Annotated in this window: 10 protein-coding genes; 8 read left to right on the top strand and 2 right to left on the bottom strand. The window is 69.5% G+C overall.

The window, feature by feature from the left end; genetic code table 11:
- Nucleotides 1-49 precede the first annotated feature (49 nt).
- Entirely contained in the window at nucleotides 50-2,197 is a 2,148-nt protein-coding gene (locus QHF85_RS08040) for a hypothetical protein (protein ID WP_281326488.1), read from the top strand.
- Nucleotides 2,198-2,218: 21 nt separating this feature from the next.
- Nucleotides 2,219-2,788: a hypothetical protein gene (locus QHF85_RS08035; RefSeq protein WP_281326487.1), complete on the top strand. Its 570-nt coding sequence runs from the start codon at nucleotides 2,219-2,221 to the stop codon at nucleotides 2,786-2,788.
- Here QHF85_RS08035 and QHF85_RS08030 read toward each other — a convergent pair.
- Nucleotides 2,782-4,656, bottom strand: coding sequence for an ATP-binding protein (locus QHF85_RS08030; RefSeq protein WP_281326486.1), 1,875 nt, complete (start codon nucleotides 4,654-4,656; stop codon nucleotides 2,782-2,784). The genes QHF85_RS08035 and QHF85_RS08030 overlap by 7 nt on opposite strands.
- A 99-nt stretch (nucleotides 4,657-4,755) precedes the next feature.
- The gene (locus QHF85_RS08025) at nucleotides 4,756-5,859 is read right to left on the bottom strand and encodes a hypothetical protein (protein ID WP_281326485.1); all 1,104 of its coding nucleotides are present in this window, start codon (nucleotides 5,857-5,859) and stop codon (nucleotides 4,756-4,758) included.
- 447 nt (nucleotides 5,860-6,306) lie between these two features.
- Between QHF85_RS08025 and QHF85_RS08020 the strand changes: the two genes are divergently transcribed.
- The 6 genes from QHF85_RS08020 to QHF85_RS07995 all read left to right on the top strand — a co-directional run bounded on the left by QHF85_RS08020 (nucleotide 6,307) and on the right by QHF85_RS07995 (nucleotide 16,295).
- Entirely contained in the window at nucleotides 6,307-7,467 is a 1,161-nt protein-coding gene (locus QHF85_RS08020) for an ATP-binding cassette domain-containing protein (RefSeq protein ID WP_281326484.1), read from the top strand.
- A gap of 6 nt (nucleotides 7,468-7,473) precedes the next feature.
- Nucleotides 7,474-8,211: an ABC transporter permease gene (locus tag QHF85_RS08015; RefSeq protein WP_281326483.1), complete on the top strand. Its 738-nt coding sequence runs from the start codon at nucleotides 7,474-7,476 to the stop codon at nucleotides 8,209-8,211.
- 10 nt (nucleotides 8,212-8,221) lie between these two features.
- Entirely contained in the window at nucleotides 8,222-10,063 is a 1,842-nt protein-coding gene (locus QHF85_RS08010; protein ID WP_281326482.1) for a Gldg family protein, read from the top strand.
- A 21-nt stretch (nucleotides 10,064-10,084) separates the two neighbouring features.
- Nucleotides 10,085-11,164 (top strand): DUF4340 domain-containing protein, encoded by a 1,080-nt coding sequence (locus QHF85_RS08005; RefSeq protein ID WP_281326481.1) that lies wholly within the window; start codon nucleotides 10,085-10,087, stop codon nucleotides 11,162-11,164.
- A 121-nt stretch (nucleotides 11,165-11,285) separates the two neighbouring features.
- The gene (gene pheT / locus QHF85_RS08000) at nucleotides 11,286-13,754 is read left to right on the top strand and encodes a phenylalanine--tRNA ligase subunit beta (protein ID WP_281326480.1); all 2,469 of its coding nucleotides are present in this window, start codon (nucleotides 11,286-11,288) and stop codon (nucleotides 13,752-13,754) included.
- A gap of 258 nt (nucleotides 13,755-14,012) precedes the next feature.
- Nucleotides 14,013-16,295, top strand: coding sequence for a CapA family protein (locus QHF85_RS07995; protein ID WP_281326479.1), 2,283 nt, complete (start codon nucleotides 14,013-14,015; stop codon nucleotides 16,293-16,295).
- The last annotated feature ends 263 nt before the right edge of the window (nucleotides 16,296-16,558 follow it).

Raw genomic sequence — 16,558 nt, 5'->3', positions numbered from 1 at the left:
ATCGCTCCCCGTGCAGCGCCGACCGAAAATCAGCTAAGAAGGGCGCCACATGGGCGCGACGCGGCAAAAGAAGCTCGGCAAGGCGCAGACGGTCGCGCTCGCCGGCGTCGCCGTCCTGGCCACCGGAGCGGCCGCGTTCGTGACGGTGCCGGAGCTCATGCTCGCCCACGGGACGCGGGAGGCGAAGGCGTGCCTCGGGTCGTTCGAGTCGCCCGAGGCGCCCGACCTCCTGACCTGCCGCGAGCCGATGGAATGGATGCTCCTGCCGGCTCGCCTGCCGCTGACGGCGAACCGCGCGCGCTACCGGGCCGAGGAGCTCAACGCGCGGGTGGCCGTCGCGAACTACGTCGAAGCGGCCGTCGCGGGGGCGGCGGAGCGCCTGGCCAAGGCGGCGGACGCGCTCGACCTCGAAGCCGCGGTCGTGAAGAGCGGCTCGCAGCGGCTCGTGTTCGACGAGCTCGGCCCCTCGGTCGGCGCGCCGGATCTCGGGCGGGAAGCGGACGCGGTGGGCGATCGACGCACGCTGCTCGCGCGGGGCGAGACGTGGCTCGACTTCCGCGTGCGGATCGCGGCGATACGCGCGGCGCTGCTCGAAGCCGATCCGAAGCGCGCCGAGGCCCTCGCGCGGAAATACGCCGACTACGATCCGCGGGATCACGACCACCGCACGGCGATCGCCGTGATGCTCTGCATGGGCGCCGGCGATGATCCGAAGCGCGGCTTCGAGATGCTGCCGTTCGTGCAGGATGATCGGGCCTCGCGGCGGTACGAGGGCATGTCGCGGGACTTCGGCGAGGTCCGCGCGCTCCTCGTCGCCTGCGCCGCGCGCGTCGGGACATCGCCGCCGCCGATGCCGGAGAACCCGAACGCAGGAGGCGCGGACGCCGTGGAGCAACGCGCGCTCCTCCGGCTGCGCCTCGCGACGGCGCGCGCGAACGGCGAGGCGACCGAGCCCGTGCAGGGGGCCCTCGCTGCCGCGAGGTCGCTCCTCGAGCGGGGTCCGCGGGGACCGGGCGCGCGCGTCGCGCTGCTCGCGGCCATGATCGCGGCGGGCGCGGATCTCGACGCGGACGAGGTCGCTCGGCTTTCGCGCGCGCGCGAGGACGAGGATCCGCTCGCCGCGCCGATCGCGTGGACCGCGACCGAGTGGCTCGCCGAGCGGCGGCCCGTGCTCGGCGACGCGGAGCCTGCGCCGGTGGTCCCGGGCGCGACGTTCGTGGCGGCGGCCCGCGGGGTGCTCGGCCTCGAAGCGAAGCTCCGCGCGCCCAAGGAGGGCCCTCACCGCGCGACGGCGGAGGCGCTCGTCGCGGCGCGAGGCGCGCTCTGGCTCGAAGCGGCGGCGGCGCTCGCGCGGGAGGGCGACGCCGCCTCCGGGGCGAACGCCGCGGACGAGGCCGCGACCGCGCTCGGACTCGGGCCGCATGGACGCGCGCTCGTGCGATCGAACGTGTTCCGGCTCGCCGGTGATCGGGAGAAGGCATTCGCGGAGCTCGCCGTGGACGACGCACCTGCGAAGGACGAGCTCACGGGCAAGGCCGCCTCCGATCCGCGGATCCCGGCGGCGGTCGCGCTCCAGCGGTCCGAACTCGCCATGGCGCTCGGCAAGCGCGAGGAGGCGCGGACGTCGGCCGAACGCGCGGAGGCGCGGGCCGAGGCTTGCCGTGACGTGCTCCTCGCGGCGCGGGCGCGCTGGCAGCTCGCCGCGCTCGGCGCGAGGACGGCGCCGCCGCCTTCGTGGGCGGACGTCGAGGCCGGCGTGGCGCTCTCGTGGATCGGCTTCGGCAATCCGCTCGAGCCGTACCGTGCCGGCGACGCGATCGCGCAATCGGCGCGGGTCGCGCGCGTGCTCGACGGCTGGGTCGGCCTCGCGGGCGCGGATCCCTCGCTGCGCCACGCGGCGCGCTGGGCGGCGCTGCGGGATCGTGGCGACGCTCCGCCCTGGCTCGGCGTGCACCTCGCGCTCGCGGGGCGCCTGCTCGCGCCTTCCGAGGGGGACGTGGAGATCTGGCTCGACGCGGTCTCGGCCTTCGACCTGCGCCGCTTCTCGCTCCGCTCGTATGCCTTCGCTCGGGCCGACGCGGCGCGCATGCGCGGCGACGCCGAGGCCGCGACGCGCTGGGAGGCGCGTTATCGATTCCTGCGCGGCGTCGCCTCGGATCCGACGCGGCTCGAGCTCGCGCGGCACCTCGACCTGTAAAAGGTGCTATCGCTCTGTCCGATGCGACGGACCCGCGCGCTTTTGCTCCTTGCTTCGATTCTGTCGATCCTCGCCTTCGCGCCCGCGGCCGAGGCCTACGAGCGGCAGTGGCACGTCGGCGGCGGGCTCGGGTATTCCCTCGTCCTGCCCGGCGGGAGCATTCCCACCACGGCGACCTCGCTCCACGGCCTCGGCGTGGCCCTGCACGGCACGTACGGCCTCACGGACGCCTTCAACCTCCTCGTCCAGGTCGACGGCAGCTTCGCCCCTGGCGCCCCGCCCGTCATCCTCGCCGGCGGCGGCGTGGGCGTCGGGTACGTCCTCGATGTCCTGCGCTGGGTCCCGTGGGTGGGCGTCATGGCCGGCGGATACGCCGTCTCGGCGCTCGACCCTTGCGGCGCGGCCGGCGAGACTGGCTGCACGAGCGGCCGCCTCGGCCTCTCCGTCCCGTTTGGCCTCGACTACCAGGTCAGCCGCAGCTTTACCCTCGGCGCGACGGGCCGCTACGGCGTGCTCCTCTTCGGCCCGAAGGGCGGCGTCGACCAGATGATCGGCGCTTTCCTCCGCGCCGAATACGTCTGGGGTTATTGAGGCGATTCTTTCGGCCGGCGTGATCGCGGCGCCTTTCGCGGCGCCTCGGGCACCCGCGCGGTCGGCACCACGCTCCCGCCGGGCGTCGTGCTCGTTCGGGCCACCTTCGGCGGCACCTTCTGCGTCACGATCTGCGACGAATCCTGCGGCCTCGGTGATGACACGATCGTCACGCGCGGCGTCGTCTTCGACCCGTGCGACGTCACCACCGCCGGGACCTTCGGCGTCTGCGCGGACTGCGTCCCGGACGGCGTCCGCGGCACCCGCTGCGTGGGCGCGCATACATCCGTATCTGCGGCGACCACGAGCGCGTTCCCGACGGGCAGCGGCGCGCGGACGGGCCTTCGTGACGTCCTTTGCTCGATCGCCTTGGGGGCGGAGGTCCAGCCGTCGCGGGCCGTGCCCGGGCCGTCCGGGGGCGACGAGGGCGTCTGGCGCAGGGCGCCGTCCGGCGACCCGGAGCTCCGAGCGTCGAACAACGGCTTGCGCCGGGACGGCGGCGGCGGACGGTCGCGGGCCACCGACACGCCCGCCGGCGCGGCCGGCAGCACGACCTTGAGGAGCGCGCCGCCGAGATCGGACCGATCGAGCTCCAGCGTCCCGCCGTGCGCCACGGCGACCTGCCGCGCGAGCGTGAGCCCGAGCCCGAGGGACTCCTTTTTCGTCGTGAAGAACGGGTCGAAAATGCGGGCCCGCACGTCGGGCGGCACGCCTGGCCCCGCGTCCTCGACGCGCACCACGACGTGCTCCTTGTCCCGCGTCACGGTCACGCACACGAGCGGCTTTTGCGCCTCCTCGCCGGCGAGCGCATTCGCCTCGGCGGCGGCCGCGCAGGCGTCGACGCCGTTCGTGAGCAGCGCCAGCAGGAGCTGACCGAGATCACTCCGTTTCCCCACGACGACCGGCGACGACGCGTGCACGGCCGTCACCAGCAGATCGACCCTCCGCGCGCGCGCCGTGGGCTCCACGAGGGCCGCGGCTTCGTGCGCCAGATCCTCGAGATCCACGGGCTTCGCGCTCGAATCCTCCAGCGCGGAGAGCAGCCGTGTCCCCGCCGTCCGCGCGAACTTCAGCGCCGTCGTCGCTTCGTCCTGGATCCGCGCGAGATCGTCGAGCGCCGAGGCCACGCCGGGGAACCGCACGCGCAGGTGGCCGATGAGCTTTTCTTGCTCCTCGAGCTGCGTGCCGAGCGACGACAGCGGCCAGCGCATCTCGTCGGCGAACCCCGCCGCGAGCGAGCCCAGGATCGCCAGCCGCGCGAGCTTCGCGTCCGCGCCGCGCCGCTCGTGCATGCCTGCCGCGGGCTTGCCCTCCTCGGCGGCGACGGCCCCGGCGTGCCCCCGCGCCTTCTCGTGCGCCATCGACATCGCGAGCATGTTCGCGGCCGTCTCCAGCACGAACGGCGCCTCGGGCGAGAGCATCTCCGCCGACGGCGCGGCGACGACCAGCGCGCCGAGCACGTCCCGGCCGATCATGATGGGCGCGGCGAGGATCGTGCTCCAGCCTGCGCCATTCACGAGCTCCGGATCGATCCGCCCTGCGAGCGCCGCGCCGGCGTCCATCTCCGTCGTGACGCGCCTTTTTTTGGCGGCCGTCTGCGCTGGAAACCAGGGCACTTCGGAGCTCGGGAACGTGCCGATGTAGGCGCGCAACGTCGCGGGCAGCCCCACGTCTGCCACGAGCTCGAGTCCGTCCGCGGTGGCCTCGTATGCGGCGCCGCGCTGGGCGCCCACGCCTTCGAGGACGAGCGCGAGCGCCTCGGAGAGCAGGCCGCCGGCCTTTCCGCGCGCGAGGAGCCCCGAGAGGCCGAGGAGCGCCTGGAGCGAGGGGCTCGGCCTTGTCGCGGCGATCGTACGGCGGGCGGCCATGATGCGCCGAGCGTACTCGGAAGTGGGGCGTGGGCGAAAGAGATACGCGCCGGCCCTCGGCGACGAGCGCGCGCCGAGGGCCGCTTGGTCTCGAGCCTTCTACTGGCAGGTCAGGTTCCCGCAGTCCTCGCTCTTCGGATCGAAATCGGCGCACTTGTTGTTCGGCTGCAGGCCCCAGGTGCAATAGTTGAGGTAGCTGAAGCCGTCGATCGCATTGAACGTCATATTGACGTCCCAGAACGCCGGCGCCGCGTAGCAATCGTTTTGCTCGTAGCCGCGGTAATAGATCTTGTCGCCGACCTCGAGGTTCGAGTCCTGCAGCTTGATCAGGCCGTAGTCGCCGACCACGACCTCGCCCATCCCCATCGGCGCCGGGTTTGGCTGGGGAACGGGTTTCACGTTCGAAACCCGCACCTTCACGCCGCCCCACGCGTTGTGGAAGTCCGTGTCCGTCGGCGAGGCGAGCTTCAGGAGGTCCGCCGGGTCCGTGAACGCGTGCGGCGCCGGCACGGGCGCCGTCCCCGTCCGCTCCACCGCGCACGTGAAGGCGATCTGCGTCTGCCGCACCTTGCTGCCGTTCATCTCGTTCGCGCAGGCCGCGAGCAGGAACGAATCGGCCACGCCCGTGATGTCGAGCACGTCGCCCGGCTTCACGTCGTCCGGGATCGCGTCGCCCGGCAGCGGCTCGCCCTCCTTGTAATTCGACAGCTTCGGGCAGTACGCCTTGTTGCCGCCGGGCGGGATCGCCGCGGGCACGCCGTAGGCCAGCACCATCACGCCGGAGTACGCCTGCGTCTCCGTCAGGCCCGGCGCCGACACGAACACGCCCCAGAGGCAGTTGCCCGCGTTGCTCTGCGACACGAGGAACTTGGAGCTCATGGCGACGGCGCCCTTCACCTTCACGGGCGTCCCGGATCCGACCGAACCTGCCGCCTTCGCGTTCGTGATCTGCTCGATCGTCACTTCCTTGCCGTCGCACGTCGCGCCGCCGCCGTCGCCTGAGCCCCCCGCGCCGCCGGCGCCGCCTTGGCCGCCCGCGCCGCCGGATCCCGGCCCCGCGCCCCCTGTCGCGCCGCTGCCGCCGTCACCACCCGAGGGGTTGTTGTTCTCCTCCGCTCGACACGCCGCCGAGAGGACGACACAAAGCCCGAGCGCGCACGCCGCGCTCGTACCGAGAAAAGACCACTGCTTTCGAAGGGACATGAAGGAACCTCCTGCTCGCCGCTCGCTGCGCCGAAGAAAGACCCCGGAGGCTACCACGCGCCCCCCGCCTCTCGCCCGTCCGTCCCGACGTCGCTCCCCTCCGCGCTCCCCGCCGCTTCCGCGCCGCCCGCGTCTTCCAGCCCCGCCGCCCCTTTCCCGCACCTCACCCCTTCCGCGGTCCGTTGGCCGGATCGCGTAAGCCGAACTACGCCCCGGACCGGGAATAAAGCCGTTCGACGAGGGTTTGGGCCGCGCGATCGACGTCACCATGGCGTTGACACGGATCCGCCCACCGCTAGGATGCGCGCCGTTCTCTCGGGCCAGATCGAAAGATCGCGTGATCCCGAGCCGAGGGGCGCCGCCGTGCGGCTCTGGCGGGCCCTCATCTGGTTTTACCGTGCAGCGACAAAGGGCGCGTAGGTGCGCGCTCTACCGAAGGAGGTCGGATTGTCTACCGACGTGATGATCGAGGCCAATGGGCTCACCAAACGATACGGGGCGTTTCGCGCACTCGACAAGGTGAGCTTCGAGGTCCACCGCGGGGAGGTGGTGGGCTTTCTCGGCCCGAACGGCGCCGGCAAGTCCACGACGATGCGTATTCTCACCTGCTTCATTTCCGCCACCGGCGGGACGGCGCGGGTGCATGGCTACGACGTATTCGACGATCCCCTCGAGGTCCGGAAGAAGATCGGCTACCTGCCCCAGCGCGCGCCCCTCTACGGGGAAATGAGCGTCTGGGAGTACCTGAGCTTCGTCGCGGACATGCGTGGGCTCGAGACGTCCACGTTCAAGAAGCGCATGAAGAACATCGTCGAGGTCTGCGGCCTCGCGACGAGCCTCGGCAAGGACATCCGCGACCTGTCGCACGGCTATCGGCAGCGCGTCGGCCTCGCCCAGGCGCTCGTGCACGACCCGCCCATTCTCATCCTCGACGAGCCGACGAGCGACCTCGACCCGAACGAGAAGGCCGAGGTCATCAAGTACATCCAGGAGATCGGCAAGGAGCGCACGATCCTCCTCTCGACCCACAACCTGTCCGAGGTCGAGCAGGCGTGCGCGCGCGCGATCATCGTCTCGAAGGGGCGCATCGTCGCTGACGGCCCGCTCGAGGAGATCCGCGCGAAGAGCGGCCGGGTCCGTTACGTGGTCCAGGTGCACGAGAAGCGCGTCTTCGAGGGAGGCCCCGCGAAGAAGGCGCCGACCGCCGAGGAAGTGCAAGCGGCCCTCGAAAAGCTGCCCGGCGTGACGAGCGTCCTGGAGCTGCCGACGGACGATCGCGCGCACAGCTTCCAGCTCGCTGGCGCGCAGGACGGCGACATCCGCGCCGAGATCTTCCAGCTCATCGTGTCGAAGGGCTGGATGCTCCTCGAGATGCGTCGTGAGGCGCAGAAGCTCGAGGACGTGTTCAAGGCGCTCACGAAGAACGACGAGCGCCGCGATCGCGGCCGTCCCATCGTCGAGGACGACGAGGACGAGGCCGAAGCGGCTGCCGAGGACGAGGACGAGGACGAGGACGAGTCCGACGAAGACGAGTCCGATGAGGACGCGTCCGACGAGGACGAGGACGAAGACGAGTCCGACGAGGACGACAAGAAGAAGAAGGGCTGAACGCCGATGGGCACCACATTCATCATCGCGAAGCGCGAGTTCCGCTCGAACTTCGACTCGACGCTGGCCTACGTCGTGATCTGCCTCGGGCTGATCCTGCTGGGCTTCGTGTTCTTCGAGTTCGGGGGCGGTTTCTGGCAGCAGGACCGGGCCTCGCTCGTGCAGATCTTCGCGCAGGCGCCGCGGGGTTTGTCGTTCCTGATCATCCCCGTCGTGACGATGCGCCTGCTCGCGGAGGAGAAGCGCTCGGGCACGCTCGAGATGCTGATCACGCTGCCGGTGAAGGATCACGAGGTGATCCTCGGCAAGTTCCTCGGGGCGTGGGGGCTCGTGCTCCTGCTCGTCGCCTCGACGCTGCTCTACCCGCTCATGATGTTCTTCAAGCCGTGGGATCTCGGCCCGCTCGACATGGGCCCGGTCTACTCCGGCTACCTCGGCCTCCTGCTCTACAGCGCGGCGGCCGTCTCGATCGGCCTTCTGATCTCGGCGCTCGCCGAGAGCCAGACGGTCGCGTTCTTCATCACCTTCGTGGTGCTCTTCGCGCTTCACATGGTCGGCAGCGTGGCGGACAAGATGCCGACGCCCTGGCTGCGCGAGGCGATCTCGTTCATCAGCTTCGACACCCGCCTCGTGCCCTTCGCGAAGGGCATGATCAACACCCGTGACATCGTTTACTTCGCGTCGATCGCGGTGGGCTGCCTGATGGCGGCGTTCCGCGCGCTCGAGCGTCGGAAGTGGGCGTAGGAGGAAGGCCATGGAACGCAAGACCAAGGCCAGAGCGGCTACCGGCGTTTATCTCGTCCTCGTCGCGGCGATCCTTGTCGTCGTGAACGTCATCGCGTTCATTCAGAACAAGCGCGTCGACGTGACGAAGAACGAGCGGTTCACCCTGTCGAAGGGCTCGGCGCGCCTCGTCGCCGAAGGCCTCAAGCAAGACCTGCAGGTCGACGTCTACGTGACGCGCGGCGGTCCCAAGCAGGAGGCCTTCATCCAGGACCTCGTCGACCTGATGAACGAGTACGAACACGCCGGCGGCGGCAAGTTCAAGTACACGCTCATCGAGCCGAAGACCGAGGAGCAGCGCACGGCCGCGAAGGAAGCGGGCCTGCAGGAAGCGGCCTTCGGTGAGGGCAGCGAGACGGGCCAGGATCAGGCCACGATCACGCGCGGCTTCATGGGCATCGCCTTCAAGTACGGCAGCGAGAAAGAGGCGATCCCGATCCTGTCGGCCGACCAGTCGCAGGGCCTCGAGTTCTGGATCACGAACAAGATCCGGGAGATCCGCGACCGCGCCGACAACGTCTACCAGAAGTACGGCGTCATCACGGGCAAGGACGAGATCAAGCTGACCGACACGAACCTCGTGGCGGCGCAGCCCGGCCGCGGCGGCGGTCCCTCGATGAAGGGGATCCTCGACCAGGCGCTGCCCTTCTACAAGATCGAGGAGGTCGACCTGCAGAACGGCGACGCCGAGATCAACAAGGAGCTCGCCGGCATCATCATCACGCAGCCCGGCAAGGACTACACGGAGAAGGAGCTCCGCCGCATCGATCAGTTCCTCATGGAGGGGAACAAGTCGGTCGTGGTGATCGCCGGCGCCGTGAACCTCAAGGCCTCCGACGCGGCGATGAAGGCCGAGCTGAACCTCCATGGCCTGGACAAACTGCTCGACGGCTACGGCGTCGAGATGAAGAAGGAAGCGATCATGGACTGGGGCCGCCCCGTCCGCATCGCGGTCCCGACGCAGACCGGCCAGGTCATCGGCATCATCGGCTACGGCATGGCGCACGCGCAGCACGTCGACGGCCTCAGCGAGGCCGAGCAGACGCTCGACTCGTCGTTCGCCGGCTTCTTCCGCATCGAGGAGCTCGCGTTCCCCTTCCCGTCGACGGTCGTCCCGCACCCGGAGAAGCAGCCGGGCGCGCAGCTGAAGGTGGTCGCTCGCTCCACGCCGCGCAGCACGATCGACACCTCCGACGCGATCGACCTCAAGTTCTCCGCGCAGGCCAAGCCGAAGGGCGAGTACGGCCAGCGCGCGATGGCCGTCACGCTCGAGGGCAAGATCAAGAGCGCGTTCGGCGGCGCGGGTGAGGGCATCGAGACGCCGGCCGAGTCGAAGGACAAGAGCCGCCTGCTCGTGATCAGCGCCTCGCAGTTCCTCGCGAACCCCTACGCGCGCTCGGGCAACGCGCCCCCGATGCCGCCGCAGATGATGATGATGGGCGGCATGGGCGGCGACGAGGATCTGCAGATGCTCTCGATGCCGTACGCCCAGAACTACCTGACGGCGACGATCCTCGCGTTCAAGAACGTCCTCGACTGGATGAGCGGCGACAGCGACCTCATCGCGACGAGCGCCAAGCTCCTCCAGGAGCCGAAGCTCACGTACGCGAACATCGAGGCGCCGAAGATCGACGCGACCGACGACGAGGCGACGGCGACGAAGAAGTCCGAGGAGTACCGCCTCGAGCGCAAGAAGACGCAGACGCGGGTGCAGTGGTCGCTCACGCTCTTCGGGCCCTTGCTCTTCGCGGCGTTCGGCCTCTTCCGCTGGTGGCGGCGCGAAAACGCGCGGGGTTCCATCCGACTCGACTGACGACGGAAGCGAAGGAGATCCATGAAGACCGAGCACAGGATCTACGTGGCGATCGGCGTCCTCGCGGCCCTCGGCGGCGGCCTCTACGCCACGAGGCAGACGAAGCAGAAGGAGATCACGGCCCACTCCGCGACCGCGGCGACGGCCGATTTCCCGAGCCTCGCGCCCTCGAAGGACGACGTCGAGGCGATCACCAAGATCGAGATCAAGAACGCGGACAAGTCGAGCGTCACGCTGGAGAAGAAGGGCGACGCATGGGAGCTCGTGGCTCCCGTGCCCGCCAAGGCGAACGCTTCGAACGTGCGGTCGCTCCTCGACAACTTGAAGGACATCAAGGTCAAGGAGAGCATCGACCGCGGCACGGGCACCTACAAGCAGTACGAGCTCGACGACGAGAAGGGCGTCCATGTCCTCGCCTACAAGGGCGACGGCAAGATCTTCGACGCCTACTTCGGCAAGAGCGGCTCTCGTGGCCAGCTCGCGCGCGTCGGCGGCAAGGACGGCGTGTGGGTGGTCGGCGGCTACTCGAACTTCCTCTACACGCGTGAGGTCAAGAACTGGCGCGAGACGTCGATCCTCAAGTTCGAGGACGCGAACGTGATCCAGGTGTCCGTGACCAACGCGAACGGCCAGTTCAGCTTCTCGAAGAACGACGAGAAGTGGGCGGGCTCGTACGCGAAGCGCGACAAGGACAAGAAGCTCGAGAAGCCCGAGAAGAAGTGGGAAAAATTCGACGAGGCCAAGGTCAAGGACATGCTCCGCGCATACAAGTCCCTGACCGCCGAGGACTTCGGCGACGAGAAATCGGACGCCGGGCTCGACGCGGCCGAGACGAACGGCGGCGTGGTCCAGATCAAGCTCAAGGACAACGCCGGCGACATCACGGTCAAGGTCGGCAAGACGAGCAAGGGATCGAGCCGCTTCGCCCAGAAAGAGGGCGGGGACGGCACGGTCTACGTGATCTCCTCGTGGTCGGGTGACTGGGCCACGGCGGATCGCGCCAAGTTCGAGAAGTCCGACGACAAGAAGAAGGACGACAAGAAGGCCGAGGGCGAAGGCGACGACGGCCACGGCCACGACGCGCCCCCCGAGCTCGAATGAATCGGGCCCGGTAGGTCCCGGACAGACGGAGGCTCCTTCGCGAGAGGGAGCCTTCGTCGTTTTGTAGGCCCGGTCGAGAAAGCTTGACCGGACGTTCCATGCGTTTTAGGCCGCAGGGGTCATGAAGGCCTCTTACCGCTGGATTCGTGAGCTCATCCCCGGTCTCGATGCTTCTCCCGAGGAGATCGGGCGGCGTCTGACGCACGCCGGGATCGAGGTCGAGGCGATCACCGAGTTCGGCGAGGGCACGAAGACGCTCGTCGTCGCCGAGGTGCTCGCCGCGGAGCCGCACCCGTCGCGGCCGAAGCTCAAGCTCGTCACGATCAACCGCGGCGGCGCGGAGCAGCGCATCGTCTGCGGCGCGCCGAACGTGCCCGAGCCGGGCGGGCTCGTGGCCTTCGCGCCCCTCGGCGCGCACCTGCCGGCCGTGAACATGACGCTCACGCCGCGCGAGATCGGCGGCGTCGTCAGCGAGGGCATGCTCTGCTCCGAGCGCGAGCTCGGGCTCTCGGCGGTCGCGAGCAAGGAAGAGGACGCGGGGATCCTGATCCTGCCGAAGGGCCTCGCCGCGCCGGGCACGCCGCTTCGCGAAGCCATGCCCGAGGTGCACGATTACATCCTGCACCTTGGTTTGACCCCCAACCGTCCGGACGCGCTCGGCCACATCGGCGTCGCCCGCGAGGTCGCGGCGCTCTTCAACCTGCCGTGGAAGCGACCCACGCCGAAGGCCCCCGCGCGCTTCGCCGAGGGCGAGACCGTGTCGCGCCACGTCTCCGTGCGGATCGACGACACCGAGCGTTGCCCGCGGTACGGCGCGGGCCTCGTGCTCGGCGTGACGATCGGCCCCTCGCCCACGTGGCTGCGCTACCGGCTGGAGAGCCTGGGCGTTCGTTCGATCTCCAACGTCGTCGACGTGACGAACCTCGTGCTGCTCGAGTACGGCCAGCCGATGCACGCGTTCGATCTGAACGACGTGCGCGGCAACCAGATCATCGTGCGCCGGGCCGCCGCAAGCGAAGCCCTGAAGACGCTCGACGGCGAGGATCGGAAGCTCGACGTGGACGACCTCGTGATCGCGGACGCCGAGGGCCCGACCGCGCTCGCGGGCATCATGGGCGGCGCGAACAGCGAGATTCATGCGAACACGACGCGCGTCCTGCTCGAATGCGCTTACTTCGCGCCGCGCGGCGTGCGGCGCACCGCGCGTAGGCACGGCATGCACACCGAGTCGAGCCATCGCTTCGAACGCGGCGTCGATCACGGCGCACTCGAAGACGCGCTCGCCTACGCGACCACGCTCCTCACGGAGCTCGCGGGTGGCGCGGCGGCGCGCGAGCCGATCCTCGCGGGCGCGAAGATCCCGGCCCGCGAGCCCGTGCGCCTGCGCGTCGCGCGCATGAACGCGCTGCTCGGCACGGACGTCCCGCTCCCCGAAGCAACCGACATCCTCACGCGCCTCGGCTTCGAGGTCCAGGGCACGCACGGCGAGGGCGAACAAGCATACGCCGACGTCGTCCCGCCCTCGCACCGGCCCGACATCGCCGGCGAGGCGGATCTCGTCGAGGAGGTCGTCCGCGTGCGTGGCCTCGGCACCGTGCCGACGGTGCTCCCGGCGCTCCGACCGCAGCCCCCGCGCCACGCGTTCGATCTCTCGCTCCGGGTGCGCGGCGCGGCCGTCTCCGTCGGTTTGTCGGAGGCCATCACGTACGGCTTCGTCTCCACCGAGGAGATCGAGGCCCTCGGCCTGCCGCCGGCGCCGTTCCGCCTCTTGAACCCGCTCACGCAGGACCGCTCCGTGATGCGCACGTCGCTGCTCCCGGGCCTGCTCGAAGCGGTGCGACGCGCCCGCAGGCACGGCGTCCCCGACGTCCGGCTCTTCACGGTCGGCGCGCGTTTCCTCGCCGATCCCGCTCGAGCGCCGCTCGCCGACGAGGCCCCCTCGTTCGCCGCGGTGCTCGCCGGTTACCGCCGCTCGCCGCTGCAAAAGCCGGCCGAGGTCGACGTCTACGACGCGAAGGGCGTCGCGATCGAGATCGTCGAGCGCGTCACCCACGAAAAAGCCGACGTCGCGCATCAGCCCGAGGCGACGCGCGCGCCGTACCTGCACCCGCGCGCCGCGGGGCAGATCCTCGTGAAGGGGCGCGTCGTGGGCGCGTTCGGCGTCCTGCACCCCGACGTCGTCGACAAGCTGGACCTCGACGGCTCCGCGGTCGTCGTGGAGCTCGATCTCCGCGCCCTCGCCGACGTCGGCGCCGCGCGGCCGCAGTACCGCCCGATCCCGACCCTGCCCGCCGCGACGCGCGACATCTCCCTCGTCGTGCCCGACGAGGCCGAGGCCGGCGCGGTCGCGCAGCTCATCCGACAAGCCGGCGGCGAGCTCTGCGAGTCCGTGGAGGTCTTCGACCTCTTCCGCGGCGGCAGCGTCCCCGCGGGCCACCGCTCGCTCGCCTTCCACGTCGTCTACCGCGATCCGCGCGCCGCCACCGACCCCGAGCGCGCACGCACGCTCACCGACAAGGAAGTCGACGAGCACCACAACGCGGTCGTCGCTGCGGTGGAGTCGAAATTCGGCGCCAAGCTGCGCGCCTGACCTCCGTCCCTCCTTTCATCGAGTCCACAAAATTCCTACCGTGCTGCGTGAACGGACGCCCGTTCGCGTGCGGCCGTAGCATGCGCGCCTCCTGAACGAGGGTTCTCCGCGCGAACGATTGACGGGCTCGGCCTAACGAGAAAACACTGAAATTTGCTATCGGGGCCCGCGAGCGCTCCGCGTCGATGCGGCCCCTCGATCGCCGCGAGCGCGCTCCGGTCCCCTGGAAAACCCCTCTACGACGGGACGGAGCGGAGCATGGCGGAGACCCGCATCACTGGCAGACACCTTCGGGCAGGGATCGTGTGGCTCGGCGCCGCGAGCGCCTTCGCGCCGGCGGTCGCGCACGCGCAGCCGTACCAGTTCGACACGAGCGAAGCCACGTTCGACACGACGTACGCGCAGACCCTCATCAGCCTGAGCGGCACGGTCAAGAACCGCTCGGGGCAGGCCCTCTCGGGCGCCACGGTGACCGTCCTCGCGTGGGGCGATGGCGTGGCGAACGCGGGCAAGACGACGACCACGAACGCATCCGGCGGCTTCACCCTCACGGGCCTCAAGCGCCGGAACGTGCTGCTCAAGATCACCGCCTCCGGCCACTACAGCGAGATCGTCCCCGTCGACCTGCACCGGCCGACGAGCGAGACGATCACGAGCACGGGCACGATCGCGATGAACCCGACGAAGACGGGCCGCGTGCGCCTGCTCTTCGGCGGCGACACGATGATGGGCCGTCGCTTCACCGATCTCGACGCCGACGGCATCGAAGGCGAAGCGGGCGATCTCATCCGCCCCGCGAGCCGCGCCGCCGACGCGCAGGCGCTCTACGCCTACATGCGCGACGCCCTCTCCTCCGCGGACTACACGGTCGTGAACCTCGAGTCGCCCGTCACCTCGGACACGACCACGCCGCATCCGTACAAGGACTACACGTTCTTCTCGTACCCCGAGACGCTCGCGGGCCTGACATACGCGGGCATCGACGGCGTCAGCCTCGCGAACAACCACATCTTCGACTACCTCACGACCGGCGTGACCGACTCGATGCTCCACGTCTCGAACGCGGGGCTCGACTGGTGCGGCGTGGGCTCGAACGAGACGAACGCCGAGGCCACCACGATCTTCCGCACGCTGAACAACGTGCCGATGTCGCTGCTCGGCTTCAGCGAGCTCGTCTCCGACGGCTCGTCGGATCTCGACTACCTGCTCGTCGCCCGCGATCCGAGCAAAGCCGGCGCGCTCGAGGCATCAGCCTCGAACATGAACGCATTCATCGACGCCGAGACGCCCGAGCGCTTCGCGATCCCGATGATCCACGGCGGCGTAGAGTACAGCGAGTACCCAGCGAACTCGATGCGTTCGAAGTTCGTGTCGCTCGTGAACCGCGGCGCAGGAATCGTCGTCGCGCACCACACGCACACAGCCCACGGCATCGGCCTCGTGAGCGCGAGCGGGACGCCGCGCTTCGTGCTGATGTCCCTCGGAAACTTCCTCTTCGATCAGGACGTCCTCGAGACCTTCCAGTCGTTCGTTGCGGTCGCAGACGTCGACGTGCTCGCAGGCGGCGGCTTCGACGTCGCGCGGCTGGATCTCATCCCGATCAGCATCGAGGGCTACGTGCCGAAGCTCGTCGCAGGCGAGGGTCTCGCGCGCACGGGGCGGCATTTCGGGCACCTCTCGACGTACCTGCCGAAGAGCCCGGTCGGTCAGAACGCGATGGACGGGCTCTCCGGCGCAGTCGTGTTCCCCGCAGGCCACCGCATCGTCGCACTCCGCTCCGCCTCGCAATACACGACGTCGACGACGAACCAGTCCCAGAACGTATCCGTGACGAGCCAGGCGACCGGGCCCATCGCCTTCACACGCAACGCGCCTTCGGACTCGCTCTCGTACGTGAAGTCGAGCGCAAGCGCGACCGTCGAGTGGGGCCGCGATCTGCTCATCAACGGCGACTTCGAGGACCTCGACGTCGACGGCGATTTCAGCGAAGGGACGGCGTGGGACCAGAGCACGGTCCGCTACGTGGAGAACAGCGTCGTGCGCAGCGGCATGGGCGCACTCGTGATGCTCCGCAACGCGTCGAACTCGTCAGAGATCACGGTCTACAACAACAACCGCGTCTCCTTCCCCGGCGGCTCGAAGCTCACGATCACAGGCTGGATCCGCGGCGACAACGCGGGCCCCTTCACGCTCACGACGCGCATGTACAGCGACAGCGGCGCAACGCTGAGCACAACCGACTCGTACACAAAAGCCGCAAGCACCTATGGCTGGACGCAGTTCGTCGTGAACGTCACAGCCGCCTCGACCGCGACGAGCGCGCGCTTCTACTTCAGGACCTCACCCCCAGCGATGGGCGAGGCGCGCGTCTTCATCGACGACTTCAGCCTCATCCGCTGGGAGAAGAGCTCGCTCTACGCGCTGAACGGCTTCGAGATCCCCGCCCCGAACAACTGGAGCCACGTGCGCTTCACCAACATCGCTTCCGGCGTCTCCTCCCTCGGCGTGACGCTCGGGCACCGCACGTTCAGCGTGCTGTGACGCGCCTCGCTGGGGCTTTGCCCCAGGCCCCACCAGGGGCTATCCGCCCCTGGACCCGGACCAGCGCAAGCGCTGGACTCGGGGTCGATGAACTGCGCGATGCGCAGTTCATCGAACGGGCCGGGGCAAGACCGGCAACGACCCTGCCAACCAAGACAGCAGCGCGGATGGTTCGATCGGCGAGGCGGTACCACCGGCCTGTGGGAAGAACTGCGCGGAGCGCAGTTCTTCCCCCTGAGGTCCAGGGCTGGCCCTGGTTCGGG

The sequence above is a fragment of the Polyangium sp. 6x1 genome (genome assembly GCF_029946515.1).
Lineage (GTDB): Bacteria > Myxococcota_A > Polyangia > Polyangiales > Polyangiaceae > Polyangium.
The sequence above is the reverse complement of the archived record's forward strand: the minus strand, read 5'-3'. Positions and strand labels throughout refer to the sequence as shown.